Annotated in this window: 23 protein-coding genes, 2 tRNA genes and 1 pseudogene; 7 read left to right on the top strand and 19 right to left on the bottom strand. The window is 60.5% G+C overall.

The genetic code is table 11. From position 1 onward, the window contains the following. Positions 1-11: 11 nt before the first annotated feature. The 4 genes from BMZ40_RS18465 to BMZ40_RS19740 all read right to left on the bottom strand — a co-directional run bounded on the left by BMZ40_RS18465 (position 12) and on the right by BMZ40_RS19740 (position 2,181). Positions 12-1,061: an SCO family protein gene (locus BMZ40_RS18465; protein ID WP_245751150.1), complete on the bottom strand. Its 1,050-nt coding sequence runs from the start codon at positions 1,059-1,061 to the stop codon at positions 12-14. 145 nt (positions 1,062-1,206) lie between these two features. Next, the gene (locus BMZ40_RS18460) at positions 1,207-1,509 is read right to left on the bottom strand and encodes a c-type cytochrome (protein ID WP_092379456.1); all 303 of its coding nucleotides are present in this window, start codon (positions 1,507-1,509) and stop codon (positions 1,207-1,209) included. A 26-nt stretch (positions 1,510-1,535) separates the two neighbouring features. Next, on the bottom strand, positions 1,536-1,805 hold the full coding sequence (locus BMZ40_RS19745; RefSeq protein ID WP_177193270.1) for a hypothetical protein: 270 nt from the start codon (positions 1,803-1,805) through the stop codon (positions 1,536-1,538). Positions 1,806-1,908: 103 nt separating this feature from the next. Further along, entirely contained in the window at positions 1,909-2,181 is a 273-nt protein-coding gene (locus tag BMZ40_RS19740; protein WP_177193269.1) for a hypothetical protein, read from the bottom strand. A 19-nt stretch (positions 2,182-2,200) separates the two neighbouring features. Between BMZ40_RS19740 and BMZ40_RS18450 the strand changes: the two genes are divergently transcribed. Further along, the gene (locus BMZ40_RS18450) at positions 2,201-3,637 is read left to right on the top strand and encodes a sigma-54-dependent transcriptional regulator (RefSeq protein WP_177193268.1); all 1,437 of its coding nucleotides are present in this window, start codon (positions 2,201-2,203) and stop codon (positions 3,635-3,637) included. A gap of 129 nt (positions 3,638-3,766) precedes the next feature. Beyond that, positions 3,767-4,777: a hypothetical protein gene (locus BMZ40_RS18445; RefSeq protein ID WP_092379445.1), complete on the top strand. Its 1,011-nt coding sequence runs from the start codon at positions 3,767-3,769 to the stop codon at positions 4,775-4,777. A 181-nt stretch (positions 4,778-4,958) separates the two neighbouring features. On the opposite strand, the gene murA is transcribed toward BMZ40_RS18445, so the two are convergent. The 4 genes from murA to BMZ40_RS18425 all read right to left on the bottom strand — a co-directional run bounded on the left by murA (position 4,959) and on the right by BMZ40_RS18425 (position 7,089). Then, the gene (gene murA, locus BMZ40_RS18440) at positions 4,959-6,209 is read right to left on the bottom strand and encodes a UDP-N-acetylglucosamine 1-carboxyvinyltransferase (RefSeq protein ID WP_092379442.1); all 1,251 of its coding nucleotides are present in this window, start codon (positions 6,207-6,209) and stop codon (positions 4,959-4,961) included. A 33-nt stretch (positions 6,210-6,242) separates the two neighbouring features. Next, on the bottom strand, positions 6,243-6,827 hold the full coding sequence (locus BMZ40_RS18435; RefSeq protein WP_092379440.1) for a VOC family protein: 585 nt from the start codon (positions 6,825-6,827) through the stop codon (positions 6,243-6,245). A gap of 59 nt (positions 6,828-6,886) precedes the next feature. Continuing rightward, a tRNA-His gene (locus BMZ40_RS18430) sits at positions 6,887-6,962 on the bottom strand. 51 nt (positions 6,963-7,013) lie between these two features. Beyond that, positions 7,014-7,089, bottom strand: a tRNA-His gene (locus BMZ40_RS18425). 135 nt (positions 7,090-7,224) lie between these two features. Between BMZ40_RS18425 and htpG the strand changes: the two genes are divergently transcribed. From htpG to BMZ40_RS18410, 3 genes are all read left to right on the top strand, one after another. Further along, positions 7,225-9,117 carry a molecular chaperone HtpG gene (htpG, locus tag BMZ40_RS18420; RefSeq protein ID WP_092379437.1) on the top strand — a complete coding sequence of 631 codons (1,893 nt, stop codon included), beginning with the start codon at positions 7,225-7,227 and terminating at the stop codon, positions 9,115-9,117. A gap of 340 nt (positions 9,118-9,457) precedes the next feature. Continuing rightward, complete coding sequence (locus tag BMZ40_RS18415; protein WP_092379434.1) at positions 9,458-9,835, top strand: type II toxin-antitoxin system RelE/ParE family toxin; 378 nt, start codon at positions 9,458-9,460, stop codon at positions 9,833-9,835. Beyond that, positions 9,828-10,190, top strand: coding sequence for an XRE family transcriptional regulator (locus BMZ40_RS18410; RefSeq protein ID WP_092379431.1), 363 nt, complete (start codon positions 9,828-9,830; stop codon positions 10,188-10,190). Before BMZ40_RS18415 ends, BMZ40_RS18410 begins: the two co-directional genes overlap by 8 nt. A gap of 376 nt (positions 10,191-10,566) precedes the next feature. Here the strand turns inward: BMZ40_RS18410 and BMZ40_RS18405 are convergent, their stop codons facing one another. Continuing rightward, positions 10,567-12,336: an ABC transporter ATP-binding protein gene (locus BMZ40_RS18405; protein ID WP_092379428.1), complete on the bottom strand. Its 1,770-nt coding sequence runs from the start codon at positions 12,334-12,336 to the stop codon at positions 10,567-10,569. Positions 12,337-12,780: 444 nt separating this feature from the next. On the opposite strand from BMZ40_RS18405, the gene BMZ40_RS18400 reads away from it, so the two are divergent. Both BMZ40_RS18400 and BMZ40_RS18395 read left to right on the top strand, forming a co-directional pair. After that, positions 12,781-13,824, top strand: coding sequence for a PDDEXK nuclease domain-containing protein (locus BMZ40_RS18400; protein ID WP_092379425.1), 1,044 nt, complete (start codon positions 12,781-12,783; stop codon positions 13,822-13,824). 283 nt (positions 13,825-14,107) lie between these two features. Next, positions 14,108-15,310, top strand: coding sequence for an OmpP1/FadL family transporter (locus BMZ40_RS18395; RefSeq protein ID WP_092379422.1), 1,203 nt, complete (start codon positions 14,108-14,110; stop codon positions 15,308-15,310). Positions 15,311-15,447: 137 nt separating this feature from the next. Here BMZ40_RS18395 and BMZ40_RS18390 read toward each other — a convergent pair whose 3' ends face one another. From BMZ40_RS18390 to BMZ40_RS18345, 10 genes and pseudogenes are all read right to left on the bottom strand, one after another. Then, positions 15,448-16,044 (bottom strand): histidine phosphatase family protein, encoded by a 597-nt coding sequence (locus BMZ40_RS18390; protein ID WP_092379419.1) that lies wholly within the window; start codon positions 16,042-16,044, stop codon positions 15,448-15,450. Continuing rightward, complete coding sequence (locus BMZ40_RS18385; RefSeq protein ID WP_245751149.1) at positions 16,041-17,153, bottom strand: DVU_1551 family NTP transferase; 1,113 nt, start codon at positions 17,151-17,153, stop codon at positions 16,041-16,043. The genes BMZ40_RS18390 and BMZ40_RS18385 overlap by 4 nt, the downstream gene beginning before the upstream one ends. After that, positions 17,150-18,175: an XdhC family aldehyde oxidoreductase maturation factor gene (locus BMZ40_RS18380; RefSeq protein ID WP_092379416.1), complete on the bottom strand. Its 1,026-nt coding sequence runs from the start codon at positions 18,173-18,175 to the stop codon at positions 17,150-17,152. The genes BMZ40_RS18385 and BMZ40_RS18380 overlap by 4 nt, the downstream gene beginning before the upstream one ends. Beyond that, positions 18,172-19,479, bottom strand: coding sequence for a DVU_1553 family AMP-dependent CoA ligase (locus tag BMZ40_RS18375; protein WP_092379413.1), 1,308 nt, complete (start codon positions 19,477-19,479; stop codon positions 18,172-18,174). The genes BMZ40_RS18380 and BMZ40_RS18375 overlap by 4 nt, the downstream gene beginning before the upstream one ends. Next, complete coding sequence (gene trsS / locus BMZ40_RS18370; RefSeq protein ID WP_092379411.1) at positions 19,476-20,831, bottom strand: radical SAM (seleno)protein TrsS; 1,356 nt, start codon at positions 20,829-20,831, stop codon at positions 19,476-19,478. Before trsS ends, BMZ40_RS18375 begins: the two co-directional genes overlap by 4 nt. Then, positions 20,824-21,270, bottom strand: a complete 447-nt coding sequence (locus BMZ40_RS18365) for a DVU_1555 family C-GCAxxG-C-C protein (RefSeq protein WP_092379408.1) — start codon at positions 21,268-21,270, stop codon at positions 20,824-20,826. Before BMZ40_RS18365 ends, trsS begins: the two co-directional genes overlap by 8 nt. A gap of 73 nt (positions 21,271-21,343) precedes the next feature. Beyond that, complete coding sequence (trsM, locus tag BMZ40_RS18360) at positions 21,344-22,048, bottom strand: DVU_1556 family methyltransferase (RefSeq protein WP_092379405.1); 705 nt, start codon at positions 22,046-22,048, stop codon at positions 21,344-21,346. Continuing rightward, entirely contained in the window at positions 22,035-22,247 is a 213-nt protein-coding gene (locus BMZ40_RS18355; protein WP_092379402.1) for a DVU_1557 family redox protein, read from the bottom strand. The genes trsM and BMZ40_RS18355 overlap by 14 nt, the downstream gene beginning before the upstream one ends. Next, on the bottom strand, positions 22,244-24,520 hold the full coding sequence (locus BMZ40_RS18350) for a pyridine nucleotide-disulfide oxidoreductase/dicluster-binding protein (RefSeq protein ID WP_092379400.1): 2,277 nt from the start codon (positions 24,518-24,520) through the stop codon (positions 22,244-22,246). The genes BMZ40_RS18355 and BMZ40_RS18350 overlap by 4 nt, the downstream gene beginning before the upstream one ends. Positions 24,521-24,555: 35 nt before the next feature. Beyond that, a pseudogene (locus tag BMZ40_RS18345) lies at positions 24,556-24,864 on the bottom strand (hypothetical protein); the annotation flags it as partial.

The raw sequence follows: 24,864 nt of genomic DNA, 5'->3' as shown, positions 1-24,864 counted from the left end.
CTTTTACGTGCTTAATTTCGGGGAGTTCGCTTCTTGCGGCCGGCAAGCATGAGCGAGACGAGCAAAACGACCAGTATGAACAGGATGCCCGTGCCAGTTATCTTCATGAAATTGAACGCGTAGCGCTTGCCTTCGGGGTCATAGGAAAAGCAGTAGGCCAGCACGCGCTTGACGGACAGACCGATCTGCTCCTTGCCCGCCTCGGTGGCGGCCATGGTCAGATCGAAGGCCAGGGGTTTCGTGCCGTAGAGATAGCGCACGATCTTGCCCTTGGGCGAGACGGCCATGATGACCACCGGATGCAGAAAATCCTTGCCCTCGCGCCTGAAGCCGAACCCCAGGGAATCCATGAGCACGCGGATGTCGGCCTCTTCGCCGGTCAGAAATCGCCAGCCGTTTTCCGGATACTTGAAGTCCATGGCCGCCATGTAGTTGCGCTTCTGACGGGCGGCCAGTTCCGGCGTGTCCGTGTCGTCGAAGCTGACGCTGACCACCTGAAAATCGACTCCGGGCTCAAGCTTCACGTCCGGCAGCACCGCCGTCAGGGAACTCTGGATGATGGCGCAGACATTGGGGCAGGAAAAATAAATGGGCACGACGATGGTCGGCTTGTCCACGATCTCACCCATGGTCACGGCCTTGCCGTCCTCGTCGAAAAATCGGGCCTCGGCGGCGATGAATTCTCCGAGCTTCTCCGTCACGCCGATCGAGGCTTCGGCCACGGGCGTGGGATGGACATGCTCGGGTTCGGGTGCGGACACGGCAGGAACGTTCCCGGCCGGGGGAGCCATAGTCCCGTGCCCGGAATGATCGGCAGGCATTGCCTCGGGCTGCACGTGGCCTGAATGCGTGGCCTGCGCGGGGTCCTGGGACAAAGGTTCCATTGGCATGAGCCCGGCATCACCGTGGCCGGAATGCAGCGCCTCTTCGGCCTGCTCCGTCGTGGAGTGGTCATGAGCGGTAACTGCGGCCGCGGCATCATGAGCCCGGTGCACGGCGCTTTGCGCAATCGCCAATGTCGGCCAGGCCAAAAAAAGAAAGAGGAGAAGGACTGATCGCATCCGGGCCTCATGAGAGAGCCCTCCCAGACAGGAAGGGCTCGTTGGTTTCTGGGTTCAGGATTGATGGAATGCTCGCCAGAAAAAGACACCGGCCAGCGTTTCGCGAGACAGGGCCCCAAGCCGGTTTGTTGCTCCGGTCCAGCCCTTAAAAAGTGCCGATATGTGTGGCCAGCGCCTCGATATCCTCTTCGGTGAGGGATTTGGCCACGCGTTCCATCATGCCTTTCTTCTTTCCACCGTAAGTCTGCTCCTTGTAGCCGATCAGAGCCGCCTTCACTTCCTCGGCCGGTAACCCCTTGAGGGCCCGACTCATGGCCGCATTGGACCCATCGGCCCCATGACAGCTCTTGCACATCTTCTCATAGCGCTCGGCGCCCAGATCACCGGAAGCCACGGCCACAGAAGCAAAAAGAAGACCGGCAAAAAGGCATCCCAATACGTATTTCATAGCATCCTCCAGGTTTTTCAAAGGTTTCAATTCGAAGGACAGAGCGTTGACCGCTTCCGTTCATCGGCCAGGAAAAGAGCGATCCTGTCGGTCTCGATGTCGCTCAGCAGATCGCTCTTGTATTCAACCATGCGCAGCACCGTTTCCTTCCACCATTCTGGATCGTTCACGGTGACTTCGCAATTTTTTTCCATGCCGTGACAACCCAGACAGCGCTCGGTGATCAAGGCCTGGTCATCTGCGGCATGAACGAGACAAACCGCAAAAAGCAACACCGTTGCGCAAAGAAGAGACAAACACGCACCGAATGGTTTGCGTCGCCTGCCCGCTTGGATCATTCCACTCACATCAATAACCACTTAGGCACTCCTGCGTGGGGGATTGGTTGAAAAAACATGCTCACAACCTGCAACCTGCCAATGTTGTTTCGTATGTTGACACAAAAAAGCGCTGACAACAATCCGTCCAGAGCTTTTCAGTTCCCGGAAATTTCATCCGGAGCGAACGGATGGCCGCACCTGCCTCAATCATTTCTTCAAGATCAGTTAACATTTTTAATCCCAAAACACGTAAAAGACCAGCCCGCTTGTTGCTTTCGTGTTCACGGCATGCAGGGTCCGGGAACACGCGCGTCTTGCTTTCCCAGACAAAATCCGACAAAAGCGGATTCATAATTCTCATGGAGCTGCAAATGGCCAACATTCTCATAATTGATGACGATCAGGATTTTTCCCGTTCCTTTCAGCGGATCATCGAACGCATTGGCCATCCTTGTCAGGTCGCTCAAACCATCAAGGATGCTTTCGACCGACTGCAAGGCATGGACTGCGATCTCATATTTCTCGACGTCAATCTGCCCGACGGCAACGGGCTAGCACACATCAAGCAATTCCAGTCCTTTCCCTCTCTGCCGGAGGTCGTCATCCTGACCGGTGACGGTGATTCCGACGGCGCGACCCTGGCCATCGCCAACGGAGCCTGGGATTATGTGGGCAAACCCATTTCCCTGAACAACATCATGCTCATCCTGCAGCGCACCATTGCCTACCGGGCCTCCAAGGAGCAGAATCGTGGGCCGCGCAAGGTCAAGCGCAGCGCCATCATCGGCGAAAGCCCGGCCATCATGGACTGCCTTGAGGTCATGGGCAAGGCGGCCGACAGCAAGTCCAACGTCATCATCACCGGCGAAACGGGCACGGGCAAGGAACTTTTCGCCAGAGGCATCCACGAAAACGGCTCAACGCCTGGCAAGCTGGTGGTCATCGACTGCACAAACCTGTCCACCCATCTGGCCGAAAGCACCCTTTTCGGCCACACCAAGGGGTCCTTCACCAGCGCGCACGAAGCCCGGGACGGCCTCTTCAAGCTGGCCAACAACGGTACGGTTTTTCTGGACGAGATCGGCGAACTGAGCCTTGAGCTGCAAAAATCCCTGCTGCGCGTGCTGCAGGAGCACAAATTCCGCCCCATCGGATCGGAAAAGGAGGTCAGCAGCAATTTTCGGGTCATCGCCGCCACCAACCGCGACCTGCGCCTCATGGTCGAGCAGGGGCTTTTCCGCAACGACCTCTACTACCGCCTGAACGGCCACCAGATCGAAATTCCCCCGCTGCGTTCCCGCAAGGAAGACATCCTCCTGCTGGCCGAATACTACGCGGAAAAAATCTGCCGTGAGAGCAGCATCAGCCCCAAGACGCTCACGCCCGAATTTCTCAACGCCCTCCATGCCTATCAGTGGCCGGGCAATGTGCGCGAATTCGTCAACACCATGGCCGTGGCCATCGACAACTGTCAGGACGAACCGTCCCTGTACAGCCACCATCTGCCGGTGGATGTGCGCATCAGCATCGCCAGGAACTCCTTTCGCCACAACCCCGACAAGGAGCAGCCCACCCTGCTCGAACCCGGCCGCATTCACGGCGCCATTCCCCTGCCATTTTCACCCGGTGACGATCTGCCTCCGCTGCGAGAGGTGCGCGAAATCGTGGTCGGCCATCTTGAAAACACCTATATGCGCCAACTGCTCGGGCTCTGCGCCAATGATGTGCCCACGGCCTGCGAGCGCTCCGGTCTGTCCCGGGCGCGACTGTACGAACTGCTCAAGAAGCATTCCATCCGTTTGAAATGACGACAGCCTGACGCCAGACGCCGCCTAAACGGCTCAAGAAGTGCGTTTGCTCCCGGCGTGGTCATTTCCGGCTTGACGCAGCCCGCACCTTGGATACACAAACACCCATTATCCAACAGGGAGTTTGTCATGATCCGCTTCTCTCGCTATTCTCTGCTGACCTTTCTTTTCCTGGCCGCCTCCTTCCTCTCGGCAGAGGTCTGGATGCAGGCCGTCCGCCATACTTCGTTCTGCACCACCTCCGCTTGCGACGTCGTCGGGGAATATATCCGCTTCGGCGAAGGCAACCTCATCAAGATGGGCGCGGCCTTTTTCTGGTTTCTGTGGGGGCTGGTCTTTTTTGGCGGCCGCTACGACAAGAAATGGATCTGGGGACTGGCCAGTCTGCTGCTCTTCGGAGCCCTGGCCTTTGACGGAGCGATCCTCGGCTTTCAGTTCATGGGTCTCAAGGAAAAGTGCCTGCTCTGCGTCATCGTGGGTGCGACCCTTTTTGTAGGACTCTGTCTTTTCGCGTGGGTGCGCAGGTCGCTGCTGGCGGTCTTTCTGGGCGTGGCCGTGTGGTGCGGCGGGTTCACCGCCAACTCGATACTGGATCTGAACGTCGTTCCGCCCGCCATCGTGGACACGGCCTTCAGCACCTGGGAGACGGCTCCGGACAACGCGCCGCAGCACGTCCTCTTTTTCAGCCTGCACTGCGATCACTGCTCGAAAATCCTGGCCAACCTGTCCATCAACGCGCACACCCTGCCCGGCAAATGGCATCTGGCCAGCACCGACAACAAGGAAGACGACCTGTACCGCCTGGCCACGGTGCAAAACGCCGACGCGAGCAAGGAAAACCTCTTTCTTGAAGTGTTGCGCGTGGAAAGCCTGGATACCATCGACCCCGTGCCGGTCTCCGAAGACCTGCGTCAGACGGTGCGCACGGCCCGGGCCTATTTCAAGATGAAGGGCTACACGGGCATCCCGGTTCTGGTGGTCATGGAACGGCCGGGCTGGGAGATGGTGCTGCGCGGGGAAGGAAACATCACCGAGTACCTGCGTGTGCGAGGTTTTCTGAAGCGCGAATTGCAGTTCCCGAACCATGCGCCCAGGCCCGCAGAAAACGCGACGGCCGGGAAAATCCCCGGGCAGGAGTGAAGACAAGGAAATGATGGCGGGCCGTACAGGCCCCGCTTCAGTCACGAGAATTCATACGCTGCGGACCGCCTGTACCGCTCTCCCGACAGACAGGGCTCCGGCAACAGCCCCAAAAAAAACCTCGCTGAGACTTTCAGCGAGGTTTTTTCATTCCGGCCTTCGGCGGCCTTGCGGCCACACCCTATTCCTTTTCGCGCCTGATTCTGGCGCCGACTGAGGCCAGCTTCACTTCCATCTGTTCATAGCCGCGGTCGAGATGATAGATGCGACGCACGTCGGTGCGTCCCGTGGCCGCGAGGCCGGCCAGGACCAGGCAGGCGCTGGCGCGCAGGTCCGAGGCCATGACCATGGCGCCTTTCAGTGAATCAACCCCGCGCACCATGGCGCTCTGTCCCGAGAGGGTGATGTGCGCGCCAAGGCGGGCCAGCTCCTGCACGTGCATGAAGCGGTTCTCGAAGATGCCTTCGGTGATCACGCCCGCGCCACGGCTGACGCACATGAGCGCCATGATTTGGGCCTGCATGTCCGTGGGAAAGCCGGGATACGGTCTGGTCGAAAGATCGACGCAATTCAGGGGGCCGTCGACGGTGGCAGTCAGCAGATCGCGGTCGCCCTCGATGATCATGCCCATTTCGCGCAATTTCGAGATGACGGCGTCAAGCGCATCCACCGGGCAGTCCCGCAGCGTCAGGTCCCCCTTTGTCATCCCGGCGGCTACCAGATAGGTCCCCGCCTCGATGCGATCGGGCATGACGGGATAGGAGCAGCCGTGCAGGGACTCGACGCCCTCGATGTGCACGACGCTGGTGCCGTGGCCGGTGATGCGCGCCCCGCAGGTGTTCAGAAATTCCGCCAGATCCTGGATTTCCGGCTCGCGGGCCGCATTCTCAAGCACGGTCTCGCCTTCAGCCAGCACAGCGGCCATGATCAGGTGCTCGGTGCCGCCCACGGTGGGGAAATCAAGGTGGATATGGGCCCCTTTGAGACGGTCGCAGGTGCCGACGATGTCGCCGCTTTCGAGTTCAAAGACGGCCCCCATCTGCTCCAATCCCTTGAGGTGCAGGTCCACGGGCCGCGCACCGATGGCGCAGCCGCCGGGCATGGCCACCCGCGCCCGGCCGAGCCTGGCCAGAAGCGGCCCCAGGCACAACACGGAAGCGCGCATGGTGCGCACCAGATCATAGGGCGCCTCGGGCTTCAAATCGCACGAATGCAGCAGCACGTCGCCATCATTGAATTCGGCGCGGCAGCCAAGCAGTTCGAGCAGTTTCAGCGTGGTGGCGATGTCGCGCAGATTCGGCACATTGCTGAGGCGCACCTCTCCTTCGACCAGAATCGACGCGAGCAGAATGGGCAGGGCCGCGTTCTTGGAGCCGCTGATGCGGACCTCGCCCTTGAGCGGGACGCCACCTTCTATGACAAGCTTATCCATATTTTCCTCAAATACCCCGGTCTGTTCCGGGATTTATGTTTTCTTGATGAATGCGGCGCGAACGGCTTCGGCCTCGCCGGGATAGATACCGCGGTCCGAATCCGAAGGAACTGCGCCGCGCCATCTTTCCGGACGCGGCTTGCTGCCTTCCAGTGCGGCCGGTGTCGGATGGGAGTCGATCATGATCGGATGGGAGTGAACGTCGTATTCGGGCACGGCATAACTGAATTCAATGGGGATATTGTTGGGATCAAAGGAGTACAGGGAAATAATGAACCCGTGGTCGATGAATTCCGAAGCCCAGAAATCATTGGCTTCCAGCAGGTCCTTGAGGCGACCCAGCTCTTCAAGGCTCTCCACTCCAAAGGACAGGTGGTCGAAAGCCGCGGGCCCGCGCACCGGGGCGCCATGATCCTTTTCGGCAATGGGCTCCACTTTGGGCCATTCGAAAAAGGCGATCATGTCCTTGTCTGTGATCTCGAAAAAATAATGCCTGTACCCGGGATGCCCAAGCCCGACGACAAGACGCATGCCGAGTAGATCCCGCCAGAAGTGAACCGTTTTGTCCATGTCCGCCGTGACCATGGCCAGGTGGTTGATGCCCGTGAATGCAGCCATGCGACCTCCCCAAAAAAAAAGCAGAACCAGTTCTTATCCGGTTCTGCTTGGGTGTCAAATGGGGTGAGTGACGCGGCTTGAACGCGCGACATCCTGGGCCACAACCAGGTGCTCTGCCTACTGAGCTACACCCACCACAAAAAGCGAGAAAAAAAAGGGACAGACGAACTGTCCCGTATTGTCTAATGGGGTGAGTGACGCGGCTTGAACGCGCGACATCCTGGGCCACAACCAGGTGCTCTGCCTACTGAGCTACACCCACCATCCGACAGGGGAAACTCTCTACCCAAGCCCCCTGACCCGGTCAAGTAAAAATCTTGTTTTGCCGCAACCCTTGACAATGGGAGCAGGCCTTTTATTTGGTGCAAACAAAATTTCCAAACCAGAAGGAGCATTTATGTCTCAGGCACAACAGTTCGAGTTTAAAACCGAAATCAAGCAATTACTCGATATCATTACTCATTCCATCTACACGAGCCGGGAAATATTTCTGCGAGAGCTGGTCTCCAACGCCTCGGATGCCCTCGACAAGCTGCGCTTCGAGCAGGCCCGCTCGGCCGAGATCGCAAACCCCGATCTTGAACTGCAGATTTCCATCACAGCGGACGAGGAAAACCACACCCTCACCATCGCGGACACCGGCGTCGGCATGACCATGGATGAACTGGTCCGCAATATCGGCACCATCGCCCATTCAGGGTCCGCCGAATTCATCCGCCAGGCCATGGCCGACCAGGCCAACTCCTCCAATATCATCGGCCGCTTTGGCGTGGGCTTCTATTCGGTCTTCATGGTCGCCGACAAGGTCACCATCCGCACCCGTTCCTTCGACCCGGCTGCCAAGGCCGTGGAATGGTCCTCAGACGGCCTGGGCACCTACACCGTGGCCGAACTGGAAGAGGATCTGCCGCGCGGCACGACTCTGACCCTGCAGCTCAAGGAAGATGGCAAGGAGTTCGCGGAGAAGAACCGCATCACGTCCATCATCAAGAAGCACTCCAATTTCATATCCTTCCCCATCCTGGTCCAGGGCGAGAAGGCCAACACCGTGCAGGCCCTGTGGCGCGAGAACAAGTTCTCCATCACCCCCGAACAGTACACGGAATTCTACAAGTTCCTGACCTACGACCAGGAAGAGCCCCTGGACACCCTGCACATGAGCGTGGATGCCCCGGTGCAGTTCTCGGCCCTGGCCTTCGTGCCCCCGCGCAGCCAGGACACCTTCGGCTTCGACCGCGAGAACTACGGACTGGACCTCTACGTGCGCCGCGTGCTGATCCAGAGCAAGAACAAGGACCTCATCCCCGAATACCTGGGCTTCATGCGCGGCGTGGTCGACACCGAGGACTTGCCGCTTAACATCTCACGCGAGACCCTGCAGGAAAACCTGCTCATCCGCAAAATCGCCACCACACTGACCAAGCAGATCCTCTCGCACCTGAAAAAACTCGGGCAGGACAAGGACCGCTACGTCAAGTTCTGGAACGAGCACGCCAAGCGCTTCAAACTCGGCTACGCGGACTTCGCCAACCAGGAGGCCTTCGGAGAACTGCTCCGCTTCAACTCCTCGCGCCATGAGGACAAGGACGGGCTCATCTCCCTGGAGGAGTACATCGAGGCGGCCAAGGAAGGTCAGAAGGAAATCTATTACATTTCCGGCCCAAGCCGCGAAGCCATCGAACAGAACCCGCACCTGGAGATCTTCCGCGCCAAGGGCCTGGAAGTGCTCTACCTGTACGAGCCCGTGGATGAGTTCGTCATGGACAGCCTGCGCAAATTCAAGGAGTTCGAGCTCAAGGCGACCGAAAACGCCGACATCACGAACATCGAAAAATACGCCGACAGCGCCGAGAAAAAGGACAAGCCCGAGGAACTCTCCAAAGAGGAATCCCAGGACATGGACCGCTTCCTCAAACGCGTGCAGGAAATCCTGGGCGACCGCATCACCGAGGCCCGCATCTCCAAGCGCCTGAGCCAGAGCCCTTCCTGCCTGGTCAGTCCGGACGGTTCCACGTCCCAGATGCACAAGATCATGCAGCTGGTGACCAAGGACACCTCCATTCCCAAGAAGGTCTTCGAGATCAACCAGGACCACAAACTGGTGCGCAACCTGCTCTCGGTCTTCGCCAAGGACGAGAAGGACGATTTCGTGGCCACCGTTATCGAGCAGCTCTACGAATCCGCCCTGCTCATGGACGGCTACCTGGCCGACCCGCACAAGATGGTCAACCGACTGAACAAGCTGATGGAAGACTCCAGCGCCTGGTACAAGGAGCGCGAAGAAAAATAGGAATGCCTCCGGCGTGCAGAGGACTTGTCCCCTGCACGCCATACACTTGGCAGAAGTCTTCAACCCTGCATCCTGAGCTCCACGAATATACCGTGGAGTTCGACGCCAAGCCCCGCTTGAAAAAGAAATCCCCGGAAAGCCATCTTTTCCGGGGATTTCTTTTTCCTTTCTTCATCTTCTCCCCATTTATCCCATCAAGATATACTCTTCCAACCCAATGTGCGGCCACCGTGGGGCTGCTACCAACAAATACCAGCCACGGTTCCGTCCGATCGTGCTGTTATGCGCAGATGTTTTCTTCAAATGAACAGATATTATTCCATTGACGGAATACACACCCATGATTAAAGCAACACATTGGGAAGTCGAATTCACCGACGAGTTTGAGGCTTGGTGGCACACGTTGACCGAGGAAGCACAGATCTCGCTTGATGCATCCGTGAGGCTTCTTGAATTTCTCGGACCTTCCTTGGGTTTTCCCCATTCATCGGGAGTGTTCCGATCAAGGCACGGACATATGCGCGAATTGCGGACACAGAGCGGAGGCAGACCCTTGCGAACACTTTACGCATTCGACCCACGTAGGACCGCCATACTTCTCATCGGAGGCGACAAGACCGGAAATGACCGCTGGTATGATGAATTCGTCTCGCGGGCCGATTCCCTTTACGACGAACATCTTCGCCAAATCACGAAGGAGGGATTGCTCGATGACTAGAAAATTCTCGGCACTCAGGGACGAATTGTCGCCGGACGCCCGAAAAAAATCAGCGGCCTTGACGCGCAAGATGCTCAGGGAAATGCCGTTGCATGAACTGCGACATGTGCGCGGCCTCTCGCAGCAGGAACTTGCACGGCTGTTGAATGTTCAGCAACCCGCCATCGCCAAGCAGGAACGCCGGTCGGACATGTATCTTTCCACACTGCGCAGTCACATCGAAGCGATGGGAGGAGAACTGGAAATTCTGGCCAGATTCCCGGATGGCGACGTGCGCATCACCAACTTTTCTTCCATTGGAGAAGCGGATGCCCAAAACGAGGAGTCTCCTTCAGGCCCGCCCAAGCATTCTTGACCCGGTCCAGGAAAGCGAATTTTCCGTTGCATGACGCACCGACCATCTGACTGAGCCTGGCATCGCTGCTCCAACCATTGCTGTCTCCTCTCCCAATCACGTCAATCTAACATCCCCGCCCCTTCGCAAGGCGTGCCTGGATGGCTCGGGAGGCGGGCCGACTGTCTGACTGAGCCTGGCATCGTTTGTTGAACCATTGCCGGCCAGCCTGACCGGGACTGCCGCACCGCACGCAATGGTTCAACTCTACGAGGCCCGCGAAGGAGTTTCGACCCGCTTTCCGAGCCATCCAGGCGTGCCGCTCTACCGCCGACCTTCTGCCGTCTGTCTTCAAACATTCCTTTCATGCCTTAATCCTCCAGCCATCTCCCTCGCTCTACTCCCCGCTTTGCACCTGCCACAGCCCCGCATAAACACCACTCGCCGCAACCAACTCATCATGAGTGCCGCGCTCCACGATAACACCGTCCACGACCACGACGATCTCGTCGCAGTGCCGCACCGTGGACAAACGGTGCGCGATGGCCAAGGTGATGCGTTCGGCGCGCAGGTTTTTGAGATTGTTCTGAATGACCTCCTCCGTGCGCGTGTCCACGCTGGAGGTGGCTTCGTCCAGGATCAGAAACTCCGGATCGCGCAGGATGGCCCGCGCCAGGGAGATGCGTTGCCGCTGTCCGCCGGAGAGTTTCATGCCCCGGTCACCGACCATGGTCTCGTACCCTTGCGGCAATGCGGCGATGAAGTCGCCGGCTCCGGCCATGTCCGCCGCCCGCATGACGTCGTCCTCCGAGGCCAGCGGCGATCCGAGGCGTATATTCTCGGACACCGTGCCGTGAAACAGATAGGCCTCCTGCGAGACATAGCCGATGCGCCCCCGCCATGAGTCCAGGGTCACGGAGGACAGCTCGCGGCCGTTGGCCAGAATTTCGCCATCCATGGGATCGTAATAGCGCAACATGAGCTTGGCGAGGGAACTCTTGCCTGCCCCGGTGGGACCGACCACACCCAGCACCCGTCCGCGCTCCAGGCACAGATTGATTCCACACAGAACCTTTTCGCGCTCCGGGTAGGCAAAACAGACATCACGGACCTCGACCCGCTGAAGTTCCCCGTCAAGCGGGAACGCCTTGGCCTGATCGCGCACCGTGGGTGTCGTGTCGAATATTTCGTTAATGCGCAGGGCCGATGCTTCGGATTGCTGGATCTGATTGATGAGCATGCCGAAGACAAAAAGAGGCAGGATGAGACGCATGGCCAAGAGCACGAAAGTCGTGAAATCACCCACGCTGGGGCCGATGCCCGCGAATGTCATCCACCCGCCCCCGCCGATCAAAAGCGCGTATCCCAGCCCCGCCACCCCGTACAGCAGGGGCACGAATCGCGCCCGCTCACGGGAGGCGCGGATGGCGGCGTCGCGGTATTCCTCGGAGCGCAGGCGGATGCGGCCGGTCTGATGGTCCTGTGCGGAATAGGCCTGGATGACGTTCATGCCCTGAAGGTTGTTTTCCAGGATGGCGTTGATGTCGCCCACGGCCTTTCTCGCCTTGCGGTACTGCGGGGCGACACGGGTGGCGAAGAAGCGCACGGCCCAGATGGCGATGGGCATGGGCGCGAGCAGCAGCAACGCCAGATGATAATCCATCCAGAAGAGGATGCCGTAGATTCCGGTGAAGGTTATGAACAGGCGTACGATGCTCGTGGACGTGTCGGAAAAGAAGCGCTCCAGGTTGTCCACATCCCCGGCCAGCACGGCCATGATGTCACCGGTCTGACGGGATTCGAAGTAGGACACGTCGAGCTTTTGCACGTGGGTGTAGAGATCCACGCGCAGGTCGTGGCGGATCCGCTGCGCCGCCGAGTCCAGGGTGTAGTCGCTGACGCTTTGGAACACGGCCAGACCAGCAAAAGTACCCAGCACCAAAAGGCCTGCCCAGGCAAAATCGGCGCCAGCCAGGCCCTGCCCTTCACGCAGGGCCCCGGCCACGGTATCCACCACGCGGCCAACCACGATCATGGGCAGCAGGTCGAAAAAGCGTGCCCCGGCATTGGCGGCAAGCCCGATTCCAATCCGCCGCGCATGAGGGCGGGCAAAACGCACCAACCGCCAGAGGGAGCGGCCGAGGGCGCTGTTATCGTTATCTTTCATGCGGAATCCTTATGTAATTGCAGCATTGAACACGAGTGTGCCTCCCATACGTCGACACGAATCCCCTGTCCAACAATCCAGAATCGCCTTGCGTGACCATGCATGAATCACCAACATTTTTTAAACATCCGTATTTCGCAACCGGATCGGACGGTAAAATCTCAAGGTCAGCGTTGATTCCATGGAGACCGGAAACGATCGTCCAAGCACCCCCGGGCCCTCGGCCTCATCCCGACATGATCAGAACTACCTAGATTCCTTCCCTGATTTTCATACAATTCCCGATGTATTTCACCACGTTCCCGTTTATGCCCACTATTCGATTCCCGTTTCCGCCAGAAAAAGGGGTCAGCCAATGGACCGCAGATTAGGGCAAAGACGGCAACGCCGTCACGGCTCTTCGCCCGGCCCGAAAACATTCAAGACTCTTAGGAGAGAAACGGGATGAAATCATACGAAAAACACACACCAGGTTCCTTCGGCACGCCTGAAGACTATGTCCACCTCCTTGCGGAGGTCAAAACACGTATCCGAAACGCCCAATACAAAGCCCTCAAGGCAGTCAACAGGGAACTGGTCGGCCTTTATTGGGATATTGGGCGCATGATCGTGGAACGGCAGAAAAAACACGGCTGGGGCAAGGCTGTTGTTGAAAGGCTGTCGACCGACCTCCGGACCGAATTTCATTCCGCCAGAGGATTTTCAGCTTCCAATCTCTGGCGAATGAAGGCGTTCTTCGAGACCTACGATGGACACATAAAACTCGCACCACTTGTGCGAGAAATCGGGTGGAGCCAAAACCTTGTCATTCTGGAAAGATGTGAAAATCAGTTGGAACGCGAATTCTATATCCGCATGACCCGCAAATTCGGCTGGTCGAAAAACGTGCTCATTCACCATATCGACAACCAGAGCTACGAGAAATCCCTGCTCGGGCAGCACAATTTCGAACAGGCGCTGACGCCGGCGCTCCGCAACCAGGCCAAGCTGGCCGTGAGAGACGGCTACACCTTCGATTTTCTGGAACTCAATGAAAAGCACAGCGAACGAGAACTGGAAAAACGGCTCATCGCCCGTATCGAAGACTTTCTGCGCTCCATGGGCGGCATGTTCGCCTACATGGGCAGCCAGTTCCGGCTGGAGGTCGGGGGCGACGAGTTCTTCATCGATCTGCTGCTTTTTCACCGACGGCTCAAGGCGCTGGTGGCCATCGAGCTCAAGGTCGGAAAATTCATGCCCGAATACGTCGGGAAGATGCAATTCTACCTTGCGGCGCTTGACAACCATGTTCGCCACGAGGACGAAAATCCATCCATGGGCATCATTCTCTGCAGGGATAAAAACCGGACCGTGGTCGAATACGCCCTGCGCGATTCCCGAAAACCCATTGGCGTGGCAACCTACGAGACGACCAGAAGCGTGCCCAGTGCGCTGAAAGGACACCTGCCTTCACCGGAAGAGATTGGAGTGCTGCTCGACGATGCATGATGAATCCCTTTCGCACGCGAACATCTTCGCAAGCGATCAGCCGATGTTCTCGTTGTCTCATCACGAGAAGTGATGCCACGACAATTCCCTTATGGCAGACACTCAACGACTGAACTCACCGCTACTGTTGGATTTCCTCCCGTCATTGCCGCGATCCATGAGCCGCAACTGAGCGATCACTTTACCCTTTCTCCTTGAGATAACAGAGAAAAATCCGTATGCGCCGGAGCTTGTCGCGCGCCCGGGCGGGTGCGCATGAACCTGTGCTGAATGAGGAGGAGCGATGGGGAAAATTGTTGCCGCTGTCATGTTGGCGCTGTTGCTGACGGGACAGCAGGTGTCGGCGGCCGGCTTTGCCGTTTACGAATGGAGCGCGAGGGGCAATGCCCTCGGCGGCACGACCATGGCCAGAAAGGCCGATGCCTCGGTGGTGGCGTCCAACCCCGCCGCCATGACCGGGCTGAACGGCACGCAGGTCATGACCGGATTGGTCGCCGTGGCCCCCATGGCCACCGTGTCCATTGACGGGCGGCAGAGCGCAGACGGAAAGGACAATGTCTGGCTGCTGCCCCATGCCTACGCAGTGCACCAACTCGGCGAACGCTACTGGCTGGGGATCGGCGTCTACAACCGCTTCGGGCTCGGCACGGAATTCGACGAGGACTGGGCCGGAAGCGACAGCGTCTATTATGCGGGCATCAAGAGCGTTTCCGTTACGCCGGTGCTCGGCATGAAGCTTACGGACACCTGGTCCATCGGCCTTGGCGTCGAAGCCAATTATTTCGACTTCGAACAGAAGAAGACAGTGGCCGGAACCTACGACCTGAAGGTCCGGGGCGACGACGTCGGCCTGGGTGTCAGCGTTTCCACCCTGTATGCTCCGACGGACTGGATGTCCTTCGGGCTCATGTACCGCAGCGCCATCGACGTCCATCCGCGCGGCGAGGCCGAAAGCAATGCGCCCGGGGGCTTGGGCGATAAGCTCAACGGTGACGCCGACGGCGAAATCACCCTGCCGGACTCCTGGTCCCTCGGCATGTGCCTGACCCCTATCGACAGGCTGAGCATCGAAGTGGACGTGACCCGCACGGGCTGGTCGTCGTACGAGGAGCTGGACATCCGTATCAATGGCGTCAACCCCTCCGGCCCCGTCTTCAAGGACTGGAAGGACACCTGGAGACTGGCGATCGGGGCCGAATATGCCCTGACTCCGGCCTGGGATCTGCGGGCTGGCTATGTCTACGACGAAACCCCTGTCCGCACCGAACGCGCCGACTACATGGTCCCGGCCAACGACCGCCAGCTCTTCTCTGCCGGTCTTGGCTGGCACGGGGACGCCTGGAGCGTGGATCTTGGCTATACCTATCTGCTGATCATCGATCGCAAGGGCGCGGAAATCCATGTTAACGGCGGAGACGTAGAAACCGCCGATTTCGAGGACGGCGACGCCCATCTGGTCGGCATGAGCGTGGCCTACCGCTTCTGAACTTCCGAGTCCGGCTTCGCAACACAAAAGGACCGCCGCGAAAATCACGCGGCGGTCCTTTTGTGTTGTCTGACCGACCGGAGGCATGTCTCGACGCCATGACCTCCGGAACCGGATCTCCAGAACCCCACGCCCGTTCACGTTGGCCGAGAGTTCATTGCACCCACGCGGAACTCACCTTCGTCCTCCTGCAGAATATTGACGCAGGCATAGTGCTGTTCCAGGCGGAACAGATTTTCAAGCGGCATGCCCAGGATGCGGCAAAGGAGCACACGATTGACCCCGCCATGGGCCACGATGGCCAGGGGCTCGCCCTGTTCGACGGTGGCCGTCTCGAAAGCCGGCCAGGCTCGGCGCTGCACGTCGGCGAAACTTTCCCCGTCCGGCGGACGGAATCCTGCCAGGTTTCGGCCCCGCGCCTCGTAGCGGCCAGGGAAGCGCTCGCGCACCTCGTCCACGGTCAGGCCCTCCCAGGCGCCAAGCGCAATCTCGCGCAGGTCCGGAACGATTTCTGACACAATCCCCAGGGCCGCGCCGATGATGCCAGCACTCTCCACACAGCGCGAAAGCGGGCTGCACAAGAGCCGCCCGACGCCCCGGCCTAAAAGAAATACCGCCACCTTTTCAATCTGCTCCCGGCCCCTGTCCGTCAGGGGCAGATCCGTCTGCCCCACGAAGCGTCGTGGCGAGGACTGGGTGATCTCGCCGTGGCGGATGAGATAGATTTCGCTCACGCCGGCACCCCCTGAAGAATCTCCTCAATACGCTGACCGCTGGCCGCCTCCACCAGGGCCGCCAGGGCCAGGGCGTTCTCCATGCGGCCTCGGATGGCCGCGCAGGCCTCCTCGTCGCAGCGGTACAGGGCCAGCTTCTCGCCGAAACGATCCCGCACGGCCACGCGCCTGTCGCAGCGCACCAGCTTGTCGGCCAGACAGACCACCTCCTTCTCCGTCAAAACGCCCGAAGTCGGGGGCGGAACGTCACGATGGGCGGCCACAATGGCGGACAGCCCGGACAGTCCGAAATGCGCCAGCAGCTCGCCGCCGGCGGCCTCATGCCCGGGGCAGCCCTTGGCCACATCGTGCAGCAGCGCGGCGTTGTGGATCAGGTCAGGATCGAGATTCCCTCCATGCCGGTTCAACTCCCCGCCCAGGCGCAAGGCCACGGTGGCCACTGCCCGACCGTGGGCGAGCCCCCGCTCGGGCATGGACTGCGCGGCCAGGGCCAGGGCCTCGCCGCGATCGCCGATATGGAGACGGGCGGCGCGTCCCTCAAGAAGCGCAAAATCGGCCATGGTGTCGGCATCAAGGAGGATGCCTCTGTCCCAGACCGGAACATCGAGGGCAGGATACCCTTCCAGCAGCGTCTTCAGACCGCCCCGGCCGTCGTGTTCCAGAATGGCGGGGATCAGGGCGGCGGGAATGAGCGGCGGGTGCCCGCGCTCTCCCTCGAAGACGGGAAAGGCGATGCGCCCGTCATACTCGTCGAGCAGGGCCGTGACCGTGGACGGACGGACCAGGGGGATGTCCACGGGCAGAAGAAAGAAGGCATCATGCTCGGACATGGCGGACACGGCCCTGCGCACGGAGGAGAACATGCCCTTCCCGTACTCTTCGTTGTGGATCGTGGGTACGCCAAGCCGTCCGGCCTCGGCCCGCACCTCGGGGGCGCGATGCCCGGTGACTACCAGGACCCGCTCGACGCCTGCGTCTCGAAACATGCGCACGCAGCGCTCCAGCACGGTCATGCCGCCGAGGTCCATGAGGGGCTTGAAATCGCCCATGCGCGAAGAAAACCCGGCCGCAAGGATGACGGCCCCGAAGCGTTCGCCCCCTTCCGTCACGCCGGGACCCCGGCCCGCACCCGGATCATCTCGCCGACGATGCTAACGGCGATCTCCTCGGGCGTGTCCGCGCCGATGGTCAGACCGATGGGGCAAAAGACGCGGTCCAGGTCGGCCTGGGTGTAGTCGGACTCCAAAAGCGAACGGTACACCGCGTCGCGCTTGCTGCGACTGCCGATCATGCCGATGTACCCGGCCCCGGTTTTAAGCGCCTGGGCCAGGACGTCGCGATCGTGCAGATGCCCACGCGTGACGATGACCACATAGTCGTCGGCGCCAAGATCACCGAGGCAGGCATCGAAATTTTCCAGCACGCGCACCTCGCGCGCCTCGGGATAACGCCCGGGATCGGCGAATTCGGAGCGGTCATCCATGACCACCACCTCGAACCCGGCAAAAGCCGCGACCTTGGCCGTGGCCAGGGCCACATGGCCCGCACCGACCAGATGCAGCGCCGTCGGCGCGACGATTGGTTCCGCAAAGACACGCAAGCCGTCCTTTTCCAGGCTGAAGGACTGGCGAGTCTTGGCGGCCTTGCGCGCCAGTTCCGCGGCAAGGGTTTCAGGCAGTGCGGCTCCCGCCAGTCCGTCGCGCGCCGTCCAGACGGCCAGCACGGGATCATGCTCCGGCTGCATGACGGTGACCAGCACCGGCCTCTCTCTTTCACGCTGCAGGCGCCCGATGTTTTCAAAAAACGGCAGATGCTTCGCGGAAACCCGTTGCAACAGCACCTTGACCGCTCCGCCGCAGACCATGCCAGCATCGGCGGCTGTGACGGAATTCAGGTCAAAGGACAGAAAGTGATGCGTCTTTGTCCCTTGCAGGAGCTTTGCGGCCTTGGCCTGGCATGCGCCCTCGACGGGGCCACCGCCCACCGACCCATGAATGGACCCGTTGGACAGCACCAGCATGCGCGCTCCGGAAGTTCGTGGAGCAGAGCCCGAACTCTCGACGATGCCGCAGAAAACAGCGTCTTCTTCCGTCCGAAGAACATCTACAACAGACTGAAATATATCATTCATGAATAACTCCCACGGTTATCAAGGATGGTGCGTTTCAAGGTGTGCGACGGAGAAAAGGACTCCACCCGCAGCGCAGGCCCGGCCACGAAGGTCCGGCTTTGCATGGCCATGTTCAGGGCAGGCACCGATTTCAGGGCCTGATGAATCTCCCGCTCCAGGCGCTCATGCCCCGGCCTGGCCAGAAATTCAACGCTGATTGCATCCCTTCCGGCCGAACGTGTCAAGGAGGCGCGATAATCGAGCAGGCCGTCCAGCGCAAAAAGGACATCGTCGAGGTCCTGACTGGCCACGGAGTAGCCTTCTGCAATCGAGCAGGCCTTGCGTCGCCCCCGGATGTCGCACAAACGGGCTGTGACTCCGCCGCACAGGCAGGACGACGTGTCGAGTCTGGCCAAGTCTCCGGTGCGGTAACGCAGCAGCGGCATGGCCTGACGATTCAAGGTGGTAACGACCACCTCCCCAACTACGCCTTCAGGCACGGGGTCTCCTGTGCGCAGATCGACGATCTCGATCAGGAGATCAGCCTCGCGCATGTGGCAGCCACCGTGCGCCTGACATTCCACACCGCCGCCAAGTCCCGTCTCGGTGGTGCCGTAGTGCAGAAAAGTTTCGCTGCCGCAGGCTTCCTCGATGCGGGTGCGCAGGGATTGCGGGGCGTAATCCGAGCACAGGAGCATGGTGCGCACCAGGCCGTGCGGAAGTTCATAGGACAGGGCCAGGAGGTGCTGGGGCAGGCCGACGATGCTGGTAAAATTCTCGTCCCGGATGCGCAGGGCCAAAGCCCTCCAGTCTGTCGGCGGCCACACGCCCTCGCAGTGCACGCCCCCTTTTGCCAGGGCACGGATGAGCAGATCACCGGTGCTGTCCGGGAGGGAAAAAGGGAGCAGGGCGAGCACCTTGTCTTGGGATGAAATGAGCGAAAACATGCCGTGCTGAAAAAAATCGACCGTCGAGTCCAGGTCCTCTCGCGTGAAGTGCAGTCTCTTGGGCGGGCCGGTACTGCCGGAAGTCTGCAAGGTGATGATACGTGCCACCTCGCTCTGGGAGACGCAAAGCAGTTCCCGGCCGTGGGCCGCCAGGTCCGCGCCGCTCAGAAAGGGAAGACGCGCAAAATCGGCGCTGGTGCGCAGACAATCAGGGTCCAGACCCGCCAGCCGCTCACGGTACCAGGGGCTCTTTTGTCGTGCGTGGGCCACGGTGTTTCTGAGCGCTTCCATGCGTGCGCTCTCGATTCGCTCCCGGTCCGAGGGGCAGGCAAGACCGAGGCGCCTGGCCGACAAGGCGTCCACGCTGCTTGGCTTCATACGCGCCCGCGATACAGGCTGCGGCCATCCCTGGAAGTCAGATTGAAGGCGCAAAAGGGGATGAGCCGTCCGTCAGGCTGGGCCACATGGATGCAGCAGCCCTGCAAGCGGTCCAGGTTGAGGGTCCAGGCGTCCTGAAAGGCCATGCCGGAAATGGTGAAGGAATGCGTCCGGGCGCGGGCCAGAAAACGATCCAGGTCGTCGCCGGGAGATGTGTCAGGGGAGGTTCCGGAGGAATCTGACGGCTGGGCCTCCGGGACCACAGGGGCGGACCATTGACGGGCCGTTACGCCGATGGACTTCAGCGCTCCGGCCTCGGCAGGCCGTGGCGTACAGTCGCAAGTCCCGCTGCCCATGCGCATGAGCACTCCGTCCTCGCGCGTCATGAATTTCCCCGAAAAGGAGCACAGGGCGTGCTCGCAGCCCGGAGGCAAAAAATCTCCCGCCCTGATCTCGCCGCCGCTCTGCTCGCACAGGCCGGTCATGACCTCGGGCAAGGTGACGTGCTTCGGCGAAAAGTCAGCGGGAAAGCGACCGAAATAACTCATGGGCTGAAAATGCACTCCGCGCACGTGCGGCTGACGCTCAAGCCCGAACCGGACGATCTCCCACAACTGATCGACGTTCACACCGCGCGCCACGGTCGGCACGAGCACGATGCCCAGCCCAGCCCCGGCCGCGTGGTCCATGGCCCTTTTTTTTGTCTCCAGCAGATCCCGGCCGCGCAAGGTGCGAAAGACCTCATCGCGCACGCCGTCAAACTGCAAAAAAATAGACGACAATCCGGCCTCGGCAAGCTTTCCGGCCAAGGCCGGATCTTCGGCCAAGCGCAGCCCGTTGGTGTTGAGCTGCACAAACCCGAATCCGGCACGCTTGGCCAGGCGCACGATGTCCGGCAGATCGTCGCGCACGGTCGGCTCCCCGCCGGAGAGTTGCAGGTTGCAACCGCCGGTGCGGGCCATGGTCTGCTCGAACATGCGACGCAGGACGTCATGATCCGGATCTTCGTTTGCCCCGCCGCTATCGGCGAAGCAAACCGGACAATGCAGGTTGCAGCGCGAGGTGATCTCGACCAATGCCGTGCAGGTTCGCTGGGCATGACGCGCGCACAGGCCGCAGTCATAGGGGCAGCCATTGCCGACCGATTCGCGCACACCACCGCCAAAAGGAATCTTGGGTCGCACCCAGCTTGAAAATGCCGGTTCCCCGCGCCAGACCACCGTTGAATATTCTCCGTGCTCGGGACATCTCTTGACCAAGCTGACGACGTCACCAGCTTGCACCAACTCCCCGATCACCCGGTTCAAACACTCCGGGCAGACACTCTCAACCGGCCCCAGCACCTTATTCATCGGGCTCACTCGAAGGATCGAATCCGTTTTCCACCAGGATGGTCATGACTCTGCCGAAACATTCGCCGACAAGACCACCGCAGATGGATGCGTCCGGCTTGCCGTCGGGCACGATGGCCGAACAATTAATGCCTCCAAACCGTCCTGTAGCGTACTCCTCGAACCAATCCGCCAGTTCGGTCAGCATGAGGGGCAATCTGTCGTGCGCTTCTTCATCGGCCGCACCCTTTCCCGCATAATAGGCAATGAGGCAGGCTGCTCCGGTCAAGGCTCCACACGCGCCCCGGGTGGAAGAAAAACCCACGCACAGCCCAGACATGGCCCGGATGAGACCCGGATTTTGAGCGCCTTGCATCTCCAGAGCCATCTGCACGACGATCTGCGCGCAGCAAAAACCCTGGGTGTGCAGGCGCAGGATGTCGAGATCGTATTCGTTCATGTCTGCCTCGGTATTTATTTAAATAAAACAAAGTGCTCTATAGGTCCCATAGGTCTTATAGGTCCTATAGGACTTATGTAATTTTCCTGGCATGCCCAATCAGCAAAAACAAACCCGGCTTCGATGCCCGCGAGGCGTCGCAGGCCATCTGCGCCAGCACCGGGTCGCCGGTCACGGCCTGCCAGAAACCGTGCAGGGAGCCGTGCCGGAACACGAAATCAGCGGCGGTCTTCTTGAGCAATTCGGTGTGTTCCTCGACCACATCTATCTCAAATCCGGCTCCGGCCACCTGTTCCATCACCGTCTGCAGATCCGTGGCCTGCGCGAAACAGCAGCGCACCGGCCAATCTCCGCTGCGGCATCCGCGTGCGTAGATGTCGGCCAGGGCGAGCGTTCCTCCTGGCCTGAGAACCCGGCGAAATTCCGTCAGCACGCGCTCCTTGTCGGTCAGGTTCCAGACGCATTCACACAGAACGAGGTCCAGGCATGCGTCCGGCAACGGCAGATCGGCCAAATCAGCCTGTGCGACACGCGCGTCCACGTCTCCGGCTTCGCGCAAGAAAGACGCATTCAAGTCCAAACCCACGGCCCGCGCCCCATGTTCTCTGAGCAGCGCCAGGCTCGCCCCGCAACCGCACCCAGCGTCCAGAGCCAGCGCGCCTTGCAGCGGGCCTGCCAGCTCAAGCATGAGCCTGGTCAGCCTCTCGCCGCCCGGACGCAGCGCCGGGCCGAGAAATTTGCGCACCGGCGGGGAGGCGTAAAGTTCATTTGTCCTCAAGCAGCTGCTCCACTTCGAAGATCCGCCCCATGGCCAGCTCTTCGTAGATGTACACCGCTCCGCACTTGGCACAGACCGGCAATTCCACGTGAAAGGAGTTGCCCAGATACGTGAGTTCCACCCGGCCAAGCTCCAGGGCCTCACCGCAGGGCTCGCAGACCCAGTTCATATCCTTGGGCTCAAACGTAAGACTGCTCATATCCGCCCTCCCGCGATGCGCATGCGATGTGACCAGGCCCGCAGGACCTCGAAACCATCCTTTACATCCCTGAATTCCACCCAGTAGGTGACCTCACCCAGTTCGGCCGCGACAATCCTGCGTCCGTCTTCGCCGTGGACCAGACATTTCCCGCCGTTTCGGACCTTGTGCAGGACCTGACGCAGGTCGTCCTCAAGAATGCGCCGGGCCTCCAAGAGTTCGGCCACTTCCACGGAATAAACCAGGGACACGTCCTCAAAGGGCTGGCGCGGCATGCCCTCGCGGCCGTGCCGTCCCTGGAGCGCGTCCTTGAGCCTGCGCCGGTTCACGCGCCGGGCCGAGATGCCGACGGGCGGCTCGGACGCACCATGGGCCAAGTCAGGAAAAAGCAGATCAAGAATGTGCAGGACGGGCTTGCCGGTCTTGGCCAGCTGATCACGGCACATGGCGCAGTAGGTCAGAAAGCAGGCCTCGGACTGGGCCACCCGCGCCTCGGCGACCTTGCGGGCCAGGGCCGGGTTGGCGTTATCCATCAGGCCGCCAAAGCCGCAACACTCCGTCAGTTCGCCGGACATGGCCAGCGGCGCCAGGGGCTGCCCGAGCTTCTCCAGCACGGCGTGCACGGCCCCGCGCGTGGCGGCGTCGTGCCGCGATGTACAGGGGTCGGACAGAGCCAGAGCCTCGCGGGCCTCGCCGGGAATCAGGGACTCACCTGCCAGCAGGGTCCAGACCGATTCGGCCCCGAATGCCGGCAGGTGCTCGCGGAACATCTTGAGACAGGTCGAACAGGCCGTGACTACCCTGGGGCTGCCCATGGCCTTCCAGGCCTTCTCCAGCTTGCCCAGCATGTCCGCGAACTCATCCTCGCGCCCTGCCCAATGGGCGGGAGCGCCGCAGCAGTCGAGCCAGATGCCCGTGCGCGGCTCCATCTCCAGCAGACGGTCGTACAGGCGCAGGGTCTGGTCAGGGCGGATACCGGAGAGCTGACAGCCCGGAAAGAAGAGCATCGCGCTGTCCGGTGCTCCGGGCGCATGCCGGATGAAGGCGGCCTGCTCGCTCGCGGCCGAGCGCATCTCCTCCAGGGCGAACCAGTGGGCCGACGGCGGCATGCGGTTGTCGCGCACCATCAGCCGTCTTGCGTCCAGACACATGTCGGCCATGGAAAAGTCGTTGGGACACAGCGTCTCGCACTGTCCGCACAGGGAGCAGGAATTGATGAAGGTGTTGGCCTGGTGCACGCCACCGCCCTTTACGATGGCCGAATTGTTGAAGACACGGCGTGCGTAACTCTTGGGATACCCGCCGTACTCGGACAAATACACGCAGTGCCGCACGCACTCCAGACACTGGCAGTCGATGCAGCGTGCCGCTTCGAGCAGGCCCTCCTCCCTGGTGAATGCGACGCCGTCGGCCGGGACAACCCTCTGGACCGGGGCGATGTCCGTGGTCCGGGTAAAAAGCGATGTCTGGCCCCTGCGCAAAAAAACGCGGCTCGAGGTCAGGGAGGCGTTCTGCAGGTAACGGTCGATGGAGACGGCAGCTTCGCGGCCTTGGGAAACTGCGCTGATGAACCGGTGCGGCCGCCCTTCCAGCGCGCCCGTGAACCATCCCGGACGCTCCAGCGCAAAAGTCTCGGGATCAGGAGAACCAAGCGAGGCCAGGAGTTCCGAATCCAACGTGTCATCCTGGCCCACATACACCGCGTCGGCGGGATGCGCTTCGACAAGGGCCGAATCCAGGACGGAGACGGACACGTAGGTCACGTGCAGGGAAGCGAGTCTGGACAGCTCCTCGTCGAGCACCCGCGTCGGCAGGTCGGCCTCGGGAAGTTCGCGAAGCCACCCGCCGGGAGCCTCGCCGACATGGTACACGGTCACGGGGTAACCTTTCTTGCCCAGATCGAAGGCCACGGCCAGGCTGCTCGGCCCTGCCCCGAACACCGCCACCTTCCTGGGGCGGGCGGGAAGACGCAGAAGCTTGCCCTTGGGCCGGGTCTCCCGGATGCACAGGCGCTCAAGGCCTCCAAGGGCCACGGCTCCTCCAAGATTTCCCCGTACACAGAATTCCTCGCAGGGGGCTTCGCAGAGCCTGCCCGTAATCGCCGCAAGAGGCATGCTCTTTTCGAGCACGGCCCTCGCCGCGAGAGGATCGCCCTTGGCCATTGCCTGGGCGAAAGCTCTGGCATCAACTCCCAGGGGACACCCGGCCTTGCATTTGGGGGGCTCCTCCTGGATGCATTTCGCTTCCCATTTCCTGAGTTCCTTCTGGTCCATGACCACTCCTTAGCAGCCCGTTGATTTATTCATGATCAACACAGCTCGACGGTAATCTGAGTTCCGACGAATTCTTCGCCAGTCTCGCTCTTCATCTCAACCAAAATCATCGAAACGACCATCCGTCCCCAAACAATAATAACAATTTGCGCTGAATTGAGGTAAAAATACCCCTTCGGGGTCCCGAAACCTATCAACTGGCGCATCAGCAGGCCGAGATTGAACCCGGCCACGCACAAGAGGTATCGTTTGTGGACGTTTTCCTGTCCCCGAAGGTGTGTTCGCCGCATTCCGCCACGATCGAGCACATGCTGGAAACTTCGTTCGACCAACTCCGTTCTTTG

The organism is Desulfomicrobium apsheronum (assembly GCF_900114115.1).
GTDB lineage: Bacteria > Desulfobacterota > Desulfovibrionia > Desulfovibrionales > Desulfomicrobiaceae > Desulfomicrobium > Desulfomicrobium apsheronum.
The sequence above is the reverse complement of the archived record's forward strand: the minus strand, read 5'-3'. Positions and strand labels throughout refer to the sequence as shown.